The organism is Streptomyces sp. NPDC058459, from assembly GCF_042721685.1.
Classification (GTDB): Bacteria; Actinomycetota; Actinomycetes; order Streptomycetales; family Streptomycetaceae; genus Streptomyces.
The window spans coordinates 1-10219 of record NZ_JBHXLV010000230.1; the positions used below are offsets into that span (position 1 = coordinate 1).

Below are 10219 nucleotides of genomic sequence, written 5' to 3' on the forward strand. Positions count from 1 at the left end.
CATGGAGACGGGCCCGCGCAACCATCAGGTCGCTCCGGGCCGTCCGGCGCCTCAGGGCAGCAGGTTCCACTCCGCGATCACGGGGCGTCCGTGCTCGGTGGAGAGCCGGCTGACCGTGCCGGTGGCAAGCTGGAACAGCCGGCCCCCGCTGGGCGGCAGGCCCAGCCTGCGGGCCGTCAGCACCCGCAGCACATGAGCGTGCGCGACGAGCAGTACATCGCCGTTGTCCGCGTCGAGCGCCTTCTCCACGCGGGCCAGCACCCGGTCCACGCGCGTCCCGATCTGCTCGGGCGACTCGCCCGGATGTCCCTCGGGGCCGGGCACCGCACCGTCGGTCCACAGGTCCCAGTCGGGCCGGGTGCGGTGGATGTCGACGGTGGTGATGCCCTCGTAGCCGCCGTAGTCCCACTCGCGCAGGTCGGGATCGGTCTCGGGGCCGGTCACGCCCGCCAGTTCGGCGGTGCGCCGGGCCCGGCCCAGGGGGCTGGCCAGGGTGAGCGCGAAGGTCCGGCCGGCGAGGAGCGGGGCGAGCGAACCCGCCTGTTCCTCACCGTGTTCGGTGAGGGGCAGGTCGGTCCAGCTGGTGTGCCGGCCCGACCTGCTCCACTCCGTCTCGCCGTGGCGGACCAGCAGCAGGTCCCCCACGCCGGGTCAGCCCTTCTTCTCGACCGCGTGGCCACCGAACTGGTTGCGCAGCGCGGCGATCATCTTCATCTGCGGCGAGTCGTCCTGACGGGAGGCGAAGCGCGCGAACAGCGAGGCGGTGATGGCCGGGAGCGGCACCGCGTGGTCGATGCCCGCCTCGACGGTCCAGCGGCCCTCGCCGGAGTCCTCGGCGTAGCCGCGCAGCTCGCTCAGGTGCTCGTCGTCGTCCAGGGCGTTGACCGCGAGGTCGAGCAGCCAGGAACGGATGACGGTGCCCTCCTGCCAGGAGCGGAAGACCTCGCGGACGTTGTCCACGGAGTTGGCCTTCTCCAGCAGCTCCCAGCCTTCGGCGTACGCCTGCATCATGGCGTACTCGATGCCGTTGTGGACCATCTTGGAGAAGTGCCCGGCGCCGACGCGGCCCGCGTGGACGTAGCCGTACGGGCCCTCCGGCTTGAGGGCGTCGAAGATGGGCTGGAGGCGGTCGACGTTCTCCTTGTCGCCGCCGACCATCAGGGCGTAGCCGTTCTCCAGGCCCCAGACACCGCCGGAGACGCCCGCGTCCACGAAGCCGACGCCCTTGATGGCCAGCTCGGCGGCGTGCTTCTCGTCGTCCGTCCAGCGGGAGTTGCCGCCGTCCACGACGACGTCGCCGGGGGAGAGCAGGTCCTTCAGCTCGTCGACGACGACCTGGGTGGCGGTGCCGGCCGGGACCATGACCCAGATGGTGCGCGGCGCGTCGAGCTTCTCGACCAGTTCGGCGAGATCCTTGGCGTCGCTCAGCTCCGGGTTGCGGTCGTAGCCGATGACGTGGTGGCCCGCGCGGCGGATGCGCTCGCGCATGTTGCCGCCCATCTTGCCGAGGCCGATGAGTCCGAGCTGCATGTCAGTTCACTTCCTTGAGGGAGCGGTAGGCGGCGACGAGGGCCGTGGTGGAGGGGTCGAGGCCGGGCACGTCCGCGCCTTCGGTGAGGGCGGGTTCGATGCGCTTGGCGAGGACCTTGCCCAGCTCGACGCCCCACTGGTCGAAGGAGTCGATGTTCCAGACGGCGCCCTGGACGAACACCTTGTGCTCGTAGAGCGCGATCAGCTGGCCCAGCACGGAGGGGGTCAGCTCGCGGGCCAGGATCGTGGTGGTGGGGTGGTTGCCGCGGAAGGTGCGGTGGGCCACCTGCGCCTCGGCGACGCCCTCCGCTCGGACCTCTTCCCCGGTCTTGCCGAAGGCGAGGGCCTGGGTCTGGGCGAAGAAGTTGGCCATCAACAAATCGTGCTGCGCCCTGAGTTCCTCACCCAGCTCGTCCACCGGACGCGCGAACCCGATGAAGTCCGCCGGGATCAGCTTCGTCCCCTGATGGATCAACTGGTAATACGCGTGCTGCCCGTTGGTACCCGGCGTCCCCCACACCACCGGCCCCGTCTGCCACTCCACCGGAGTACCGTCCCGCTGCACGGACTTGCCGTTGGACTCCATGTCCAACTGCTGCAAGTACGCCGTGAACTTCGACAGATAATGGCTGTACGGCAGCACCGCGTGCGACTGCGCGTCGAAGAAGTTCCCGTACCAGATCCCCAACAGCCCCAACAGCAACGGAGCGTTGGACTCCGCCGGAGCGGTACGGAAGTGCTCGTCCACCGTGTGGAAACCGTCCAGCAGCTCCCGGAAACGCTCCGCACCGACCGCGATCATCAGCGACAGCCCGATCGCCGAGTCGAACGAGTACCGGCCCCCGACCCAGTCCCAGAACTCGAACATGTTGTCCACGTCGATACCGAACCCGGCGACCCTCTCCGCGTTCGTCGACAACGCCACGAAATGCTTCGCCACGGCCTTGTCGTCACCCAGCGCCGCCAGCAGCCACTTCCGGGCCGACGTCGCGTTGGTGATCGTCTCGACCGTCGTGAACGTCTTCGACGCCACGATGAACAACGTCTCCGCCGGATCGAGGTCCCGCACCGCCTCATGCAGGTCCGCGCCGTCCACGTTCGACACGAACCGCACCGTCAGGTCACGGTCGGTGAAGGGGCGAAGGGCCTCGAACGCCATCGCCGGACCGAGGTCGGAGCCGCCGATACCGATGTTGACGATGTTCCGGATGCGCTTGCCGGTGTACCCCGTCCACTCACCGGAACGGACCCGCCCGGCGAAGCCGGCCATCCTGTCCAGCACCGCGTGCACGGCCGGGACGACGTTCTCCCCGCCGACCTCGACCACCGCGTCCCGGGGAGCACGCAGCGCGGTGTGCAGCACCGCACGGTCCTCGGTCGTGTTGATCCGCTCACCCCGGAACATCGCGTCCCGCTGCCCGAACACATCGGTGGCGGCGGCCAGTTCCTGGAGCAGGGCCAGGGTCTCGTCGGAGATCTGGTGCTTGCTGTAGTCGATGTGCAGGTCGCCCACCTGGACGACATAGCGCTCGGCCCGGCCGGGGTCGGTGGCGAACAGCTCGCGCAGGTGCGGCTGGCCGCCGGCGCGGTGGTCGGCGAGAGCCGTCCACTCGGGGCGCCGGGTGAGCTTGGGGGTGTCTGACGCTACGTCGGACATCAGGCGTTCTCCTTGGGTGCCTCGCCGGTCAGGGCGACGGCGTACATCTCGTCGGCGTCGAGGCGGCGCAGCTCTTCGGCGATCAGCTCCGAGGTCGGGCGGACCTTCAGGGCCAGGGTGCGCGGCGGCTGGCCCGGCAGGGTCAGCGTGGCGAGGGGGCCCTCCGGGCGGTCGATGACGATCTCGCCCGTCTCGGTGCCGAGCCGCACGGCGGTGACCACCGGGCCCTCGGAGACCACGCGGTCCACCTTCACGTGCAGCCGGGCCTCCAGCCAGCGTGCGAGCAGCTCGGCGCTGGGGTTGTCCGCCTCCGCCTCCACCGCTGCCGAGGTCACCTTCACCCGGGCCTGGTCCAGCGCGGCCGCGAGCATCGAGCGCCACGGGGTGAGCCGGGTCCAGGCCAGGTCGGTGTCGCCCGGGGCGTAGGTGCGGGCACGGGTGTCCAGCACCCGCAGCGGGTTGTCCACCGCGTAGAGGTCGGTGATCCGGCGCTGGGCGAGCGCGCCCAGGGAGTCCTTCGCGGGGGCCTCCGGGGCGTCCACCGGCCACCAGACGACCACGGGGGCGTCGGGCAGCAGCAGCGGCAGCACCACGGAACCCGCGTGGTCGGACACCTCGCCGTAGGTGCGCAGCACCACCGTCTCACCGGCGCCGGCCTCCGAGCCGACCCGGACCTCGGCGTCGAGCCGGGAGTTGGTGCGGTCCCGCTGGCGGGCGTGGCGCTTGATGACCACCAGGGTGCGCGAGGGGTGCTCGTGCGAGGCTTCCTCGGCCGCCTTGATGGCGTCGTAGGCGTTCTCCTCGTCCGTGACGATGACCATCGTCAGGACCATGCCCACGGCCGGGGTGCCGATGGCGCGGCGGCCCTCCACCAACGCCTTGTTGATCTTGCTTGCCGTGGTGTCGGTCAGGTCGATCTTCATGGCCTGCGCCAGCTCCGTCCGTCTCGTGCGAGCATCTCGTCCGCTTCCTCGGGTCCCCAGCTTCCGGACGCGTACTGCGCCGGAGTGCCGTGCTCGTTCCAGTAGCGCTCGATCGGGTCGAGGATCTTCCAGGACTCTTCCACTTCCTGGGTGCGCGGGAACAGGTTGGCGTCGCCCAGCAGCACATCGAGGATGAGCCGTTCGTACGCCTCGGGGCTGGACTCGGTGAAGGACTCGCCGTAGGCGAAGTCCATCGACACGTCCCGGATCTCCATCGAGGTGCCCGGCACCTTGGAGCCGAAGCGGACGGTCATGCCCTCGTCGGGCTGGACCCGGATGACGATCGCGTTCTGGCCCAGCTCCTCCGTGGCGGTGGAGTCGAAGGGTGAGTGCGGGGCGCGCTTGAAGACGACCGCGATCTCGGTGACGCGCCGGCCCAGCCGCTTGCCCGTGCGCAGGTAGAACGGCACGCCCGCCCAGCGGCGGTTGTCGATCTCCAGCTTCAGGGCCGCGTAGGTGTCGGTCTTCGACTTGGGGTCGATGCCGTCCTCTTCGAGGTAGCCGACGACCTTCTCGCCGCCCTGCCAGCCCGAGGCGTACTGGCCGCGCACGGTGTGCTCGCCCAGCTCGTCCGGGAGGCGGACCGACTTCAGGACCTTCAGCTTCTCGGTGAGCAGTGAGTCCGCGTCGAACGCGATCGGCTCCTCCATGGCGGTGAGCGCCATCAGCTGGACCAGATGGTTCTGGATCACGTCACGGGCTGCGCCGATGCCGTCGTAGTAGCCCGCGCGGCCGCCGATGCCGATGTCCTCGGCCATGGTGATCTGCACGTGGTCCACGTAGGAGCGGTTCCAGATGGGCTCGTACATCTGGTTGGCGAAGCGCAGCGCCATGATGTTCTGGACGGTCTCCTTGCCCAGGTAGTGGTCGATCCGGAACACCTGGTCCGGCTCGAACACCTCGTGCACGACCTTGTTGAGGTCGTGCGCGCTCTCCAGGTCGTGGCCGAACGGCTTCTCGATGACCGCGCGGCGCCAGGAGCCCTCGGGGGCGTCCGCCAGGCCGTGCTTCTTGAGCTGCCGGACGACCTTCGGGAAGAACTTCGGCGGCACCGAGAGGTAGTACGCGAAGTTGCCGCCGGTGCCCCGGGAGGCGTCCAGCTCGTCGACGGCCTCCTTGAGCTGGTCGAAGGCGGTGTCGTCGTCGAAGTCGCCCGGGACGAAGCGCATGCCCTCGGCGAGCTGCTGCCAGACCTCCTCGCGGAACTGCGTCCGCGCGTGCTCCTTGACCGCGTCGTGCACGACCTGTGCGAAGTCCTGGTCCTCCCAGTCGCGGCGGGCGAAGCCCACCAGGGAGAAGCCCGGCGGCAGCAGACCCCGGTTGGCGAGGTCGTAGACGGCGGGCATCAGCTTCTTGCGCGACAGGTCGCCGGTGACACCGAAGATGACCAGGCCGGACGGGCCCGCGATGCGGGGCAGCCGGCGGTCCTGGGCGTCGCGCAGCGGGTTCTCCCACTCGGTGGCGGGCGCGACCGGGACCCGGATGTCCTCGGGCTCGCGGACCGCGGCGGGTTTGGCCCGGGTCCTGGTCCTCCGCGCCCTGGGCTCGGCCTCGGCGGCGGTGGCCGCCTCCGGTTCCGCCTCGGCGGCGGCCGCCTTCGCCGGCGCTGACTTGCTCGTCATCACGCGTCCACTCCCTTACTCGTCAGGGCGCTCTTCAGGGCGCTCTTCAGCGACTCCGTCACGGCGTCCAGCAGCTCAAGCCAGGCCGCCTCGAACTTGGCGACGGCCTCGTCCTCGAGCTGCTGGACGACCTCGTCGTAGGAGATGCCCAGGCGCTCCACGGCGGCCAGGTCGGCGCGAGCCTGCTCGTAGCCGCCGGTCACCGTGTCGCCGGTGATGTCACCGTGGTCGGCGGTGGCCTTGAGCGTGCCCTCGGGCATGGTGTTGACGGTGCCGGGGGCGACCAGCTCGTCCACGTACAGGGTGTCCTTGTACGCGGGGTCCTTCACCCCGGTGGAGGCCCACAGCGGACGCTGCTTGTTGGCGTCGGCGGTGGCGAGCGCCTGCCAGCGGGCGGAGGCGAAGACATCCTCGTACGCCTCGTAGGCCAGACGGGCGTTGGCGAGGGCGGCGCGGCCCTTCAGGCCGAGGGCCTCGTCGGTGCCGATCGCGGTCAGCCGCTTGTCGGTCTCGGAGTCCACGCGGGACACGAAGAAGGACGCCACCGAGTGGATCTTGGAGAGGTCCAGGCCGCGCTCCCTAGCCTTCTCCAGGCCCGCCAGGTAGGCGTCCATGACGGCGCGGTAGCGCTCCAGGGAGAAGACCAGGGTCACGTTGACGCTGATGCCCAGGCCGATGACCTCGGTGATCGCCGGGAGGCCCGCCTCGGTGGCCGGGATCTTGATCATCACGTTGGGGCGGTCGACCAGCCAGAACAACTGCTTGGCCTCGGCGACCGTGGCGACCGTGTCGTGCGCCAGCCGGGGGTCCACCTCGATGGAGACCCGGCCGTCGCGGCCGGCCGTGGCGTCGTACACCCCGCGCAGCACGTCGGCCGCGTCGCGCACGTCGGCGGTCGTCATCATGCGCACGGCCTCGTCGACCGTGACACCGCGCACCGCGAGGTCGGTGAGCTGCTCCTCGTACCCCTCACCGGAGCCGATGGCGGCCTGGAAGATCGACGGGTTGGTGGTGACGCCGACGACGCCGCCGTCCTTGACGAGGGCGGCCAGGCCGCTCGAGGTGATCCGCTTGCGCGACAGGTCGTCCAGCCACACCGACACGCCCTCTTCGGCGAGACGCGCGAGGGCCTTGGGGGTGCTGATTGCTTCGGTCACAGTGCTCATCTTTCTTCGTCGCGTAATTCTGTGTCGCGGGGGATCAGGCGCGCGCGGCGGCCAGTGAGGCGCGGGCGGCGGCGGCGACGTTCTCGGGGGTGAAGCCGTACTCGGCGAACAGGACGTTCGCGTCGGCGGAGGCGCCGAAGTGCTCCAGGGAGACGATGCGGCCCGCGTCACCCACATAGCGGTACCAGGTCAGGCCGATGCCCGCCTCGACGGCGACGCGCGCCTTCACGGCGGCGGGCAGCACGCTCTCCCGGTAGGCGGCCGGCTGCTGGTCGAACCACTCCACGCACGGCACGGACACCACGCGCGTACCGGTGCCCTCGGCCTCCAGGGCGTCCCGGGCGGCCACGGCGAGCTGCACCTCGGAACCGGTCGCCATGATGATCACCTCCGGGACCTCGGTCGAGGAGTCGGCGAGCACGTAGCCGCCCTTGGCCGCGTCCTCGTTCGGAGCGTACGTCGGTACGCCCTGACGGGTGAGGGCGAGACCGTGCGGGGCCGGGTCGGTGGCGTGCCGCTTCAGGATCTCGGCCCAGGCGACGGCGGTCTCGTTGGCGTCCGCCGGGCGGACCACGTTCAGGCCCGGGATCGCGCGCAGCGAGGCCAGGTGCTCGACCGGCTGGTGGGTCGGGCCGTCCTCGCCGAGACCGATGGAGTCGTGGGTCCACACATAGGTGACGGGCAGCTGCATCAGGGCCGCCATACGGACGGCGTTGCGCATGTAGTCGGAGAACACCAGGAAGGTGCCGCCGTAGACGCGGGTGTTGCCGTGCAGCGCGATGCCGTTCATCTCCGCGGCCATGGAGAACTCACGGATACCGAAGTGGACGGTACGGCCGTACGGGTTCGCCTCGGGCAGCGGGTTGCCCGCGGGGAGGAAGGAGCTGGTCTTGTCGATCGTGGTGTTGTTGGAGCCGGCGAGGTCGGCCGAGCCGCCCCACAGCTCCGGCAGCACCGGTCCGAGCGCCTGGAGGATCTTGCCGGAGGCCGCCCGGGTGGCGACGGACTTGCCCTCCTCGAACACCGGGAGCGTGTTCTGCCAGCCCTCGGGCAGCTCGCCCTTGGAGACCCGGTCGAACAGCTCGGCGCGCTCGGGCCGGGCGGTGCGCCACTCGGCGATCTGCTTGTCCCAGGCGGCGTGCGCCTCGGCACCCCGGTCCAGGGCGCGGCGGGCGTGGTGCAGGACCTCGTCGGAGACCGCGAAGGTCTGCTCCGGGTCGAAGCCGAGGACGCGCTTGGTGGCCGCGATCTCCTCGTCGCCGAGCGCGGAGCCGTGGGACGCCTCGGTGTTCCGCGCGGTCGGCGCGGGCCACGCGATGATCGTGCGCATGGCGATGATGGAGGGGCGCCCGGTCTCGGCCCTGGCGGCCTCCAGGGCGGCGTGCAGCGCGGGGACGTCCACGTCGCCGTCAGCGGTGGGCTCGATGCGCTGGGTGTGCCAGCCGTACGCCTCGTACCGCTTCAGCACGTCCTCGGAGAGGGCGGTGGCGGTGTCGCCCTCGATGGAGATGTGGTTGTCGTCGTAGAGGAAGACCAGGTTGCCGAGCTTCTGGTGGCCGGCCAGCGAGGACGCCTCGCTGGAGACGCCCTCCTCCAGGTCGCCGTCGGAGACGATCGCCCAGATGGTGTGGTCGAAGGGGGAGGTGCCCTCGGGGGCCTCCGGGTCGAAGAGGCCGCGCTCGTAGCGGGCGGCCATCGCCATGCCCACCGCGTTGGCGGCACCCTGGCCGAGCGGACCGGTGGTGGTCTCCACACCGGCGGTGTGCCCGTACTCGGGGTGGCCGGGCGTCCTGGAACCCTGGGTGCGGAACGCCTTGAGGTCGTCCAGCTCCAGCTCGTACCCGGCCAGGAAGAGCTGGGTGTAGAGGGTCAGGGAGGTGTGACCGGGGGAGAGCACGAAGCGGTCACGGCCGGTCCACTCCGGGTCGGCCGGGTCGTGCTTCATCACCTTCTGAAAGATCGTGTACGCGGCAGGCGCGAGGCTCATCGCGGTGCCTGGGTGGCCGTTGCCGACCTTTTGCACGGCGTCGGCCGCGAGAAGGCGGGCCGTGTCGACGGCGCGGCGGTCGAGATCGGTCCACTCGAAGCTCTCGGGTGTCTGCGTGCTCATCTTCAAGAAGTCCTCGTCAGAAGCAGGGATGCTGATCAAGCGCGTTCAAACTTAAAAGTCTGACTTTTTCGCGGGAAGGTCGGGATGTGTCAGCCTGTGGTGAATCTGGGACACCGATCGCTTGACAGGAACGGCAAATCGAACATGGCGGACAGATCGCCTCTGGATATGGGTCGCGGTACGGACGGTGACGGGATCAGGACCTTCCCCTTCCCGACCGAGCTGGCCGTGGGTGGTGTCGGCATGCAGGTCGCCGCCATGGGTGGGGACCACGCCTGGCATGCGGATGCCCCGCTGGACCGGGTCCACCGCATCGACTTCCACGTGGTGATGCTGTTCACCGAGGGGCCGGTCCGGCACATGATCGACTTCGCCGAGTACGAGGTCGGCGCGGGGGACGTGCTCTGGATCCGCCCCGGTCAGGTGCACCGCTTCTCCCGCACCAGCCGGTACCGGGGCACCGTGCTGACCATGCAGCCCGGCTTCCTGCCCCGCTCCACCGTCGAGGTCACCGGCCTGTACCGCTACGACCTGCCGCCGCTGCTGCACCCCGGCCCGGCGCAGCTCACCGCGCTGGAGAACTCACTCGCCCAGCTCGGCAGGGAGTACGAGGACACCGCGACCCTGCCGATCAGTCTGCACACGGCGGTCCTGCGGCACGGCCTCACCGCGTTCCTGCTCCGCCTCGCCCACCTCGCGGCCAGCTCCGCCGAGGCCAGCCGGAGCCAGACGGACACCACCTTCACCCTGTTCCGGGACGCGGTGGAGCGCGGCTTCCCCACCAACCACAGCGTCAACGCCTACGCCGACGCGCTCGGTTACTCCCGCCGCACCCTCGTCCGCGCGGTCCGCGCCGCCACCGGCCAGACGCCCAAGGGCTTCATCGACAAGCGTGTCATCCTGGAGGCCAAGCGCCTCCTCGCCCACACCGACATGCCTATCGGCCGGGTCGGCGCCGCGATCGGCTTCCCGGACGCGGCCAACTTCTCCAAGTTCTTCCAGCTCCACACCGGGCTCACGCCGGTCGGGTTCCGGGCGGAGCTGAGCTGACGCCTCCCCTGGAGCCACAGACGACAGCGGCGGGGCCGGGCCCGGTGAGCCCCACCCCCCCGCCCGCGGTGCGTCAGTGCGGGAAGCGGGACCAGTTGACG

General features: G+C 70.3%; 8 protein-coding genes. 1 reads left to right on the forward strand and 7 read right to left on the reverse strand.

Going from position 1 to position 10219, the window contains the following annotated elements:
* Window positions 1-51 precede the first annotated feature (51 nt).
* From ACFWN1_RS28520 to tkt, 7 genes are read right to left on the reverse strand one after another with little or no spacing between them, the layout of a single operon-like run.
* Window positions 52-645 carry a histidine phosphatase family protein gene (locus tag ACFWN1_RS28520; RefSeq protein ID WP_384367987.1) on the reverse strand — a complete coding sequence of 198 codons (594 nt, stop codon included), beginning with the start codon at window positions 643-645 and terminating at the stop codon, window positions 52-54.
* A gap of 6 nt (window positions 646-651) precedes the next feature.
* The gene (gene gnd, locus ACFWN1_RS28525) at window positions 652-1530 is read right to left on the reverse strand and encodes a phosphogluconate dehydrogenase (NAD(+)-dependent, decarboxylating) (RefSeq protein ID WP_384367990.1); all 879 of its coding nucleotides are present in this window, start codon (window positions 1528-1530) and stop codon (window positions 652-654) included.
* A gap of 1 nt (window position 1531) precedes the next feature.
* Window positions 1532-3187: a glucose-6-phosphate isomerase gene (pgi, locus tag ACFWN1_RS28530; RefSeq protein ID WP_384367993.1), complete on the reverse strand. Its 1656-nt coding sequence runs from the start codon at window positions 3185-3187 to the stop codon at window positions 1532-1534.
* Entirely contained in the window at window positions 3187-4110 is a 924-nt protein-coding gene (opcA, locus tag ACFWN1_RS28535; RefSeq protein WP_384367997.1) for a glucose-6-phosphate dehydrogenase assembly protein OpcA, read from the reverse strand. Before opcA ends, pgi begins: the two co-directional genes overlap by 1 nt.
* Window positions 4107-5792: a glucose-6-phosphate dehydrogenase gene (zwf, locus tag ACFWN1_RS28540; RefSeq protein WP_384368000.1), complete on the reverse strand. Its 1686-nt coding sequence runs from the start codon at window positions 5790-5792 to the stop codon at window positions 4107-4109. The genes opcA and zwf overlap by 4 nt, the downstream gene beginning before the upstream one ends.
* Window positions 5792-6958: a transaldolase gene (gene tal, locus ACFWN1_RS28545; RefSeq protein WP_384368003.1), complete on the reverse strand. Its 1167-nt coding sequence runs from the start codon at window positions 6956-6958 to the stop codon at window positions 5792-5794. The genes zwf and tal overlap by 1 nt, the downstream gene beginning before the upstream one ends.
* A gap of 34 nt (window positions 6959-6992) precedes the next feature.
* Window positions 6993-9068, reverse strand: a complete 2076-nt coding sequence (gene tkt / locus ACFWN1_RS28550; protein WP_384368006.1) for a transketolase — start codon at window positions 9066-9068, stop codon at window positions 6993-6995.
* A gap of 144 nt (window positions 9069-9212) precedes the next feature.
* Between tkt and ACFWN1_RS28555 the strand changes: the two genes are divergently transcribed.
* Window positions 9213-10118 (forward strand): helix-turn-helix domain-containing protein, encoded by a 906-nt coding sequence (locus tag ACFWN1_RS28555; protein WP_384368010.1) that lies wholly within the window; start codon window positions 9213-9215, stop codon window positions 10116-10118.
* Window positions 10119-10219 lie beyond the last annotated feature (101 nt).

Excerpts from the sequence above, each read along its gene's own strand:
- gnd (WP_384367990.1), bottom strand. The coding sequence starts at position 1,530 with ATGCAGCTCGGACTCATCGGCCTCGGCAAGATGGGCGGCAACATGCGC.
- ACFWN1_RS28555 (WP_384368010.1), top strand. The coding sequence starts at position 9,213 with ATGGCGGACAGATCGCCTCTGGATATGGGTCGCGGTACGGACGGTGAC.
- opcA (WP_384367997.1), bottom strand. The coding sequence starts at position 4,110 with ATGAAGATCGACCTGACCGACACCACGGCAAGCAAGATCAACAAGGCG.
- tkt (WP_384368006.1), bottom strand. The coding sequence starts at position 9,068 with ATGAGCACGCAGACACCCGAGAGCTTCGAGTGGACCGATCTCGACCGC.
- tal (WP_384368003.1), bottom strand. The coding sequence starts at position 6,958 with ATGAGCACTGTGACCGAAGCAATCAGCACCCCCAAGGCCCTCGCGCGT.
- pgi (WP_384367993.1), bottom strand. The coding sequence starts at position 3,187 with ATGTCCGACGTAGCGTCAGACACCCCCAAGCTCACCCGGCGCCCCGAG.
- zwf (WP_384368000.1), bottom strand. The coding sequence starts at position 5,792 with ATGACGAGCAAGTCAGCGCCGGCGAAGGCGGCCGCCGCCGAGGCGGAA.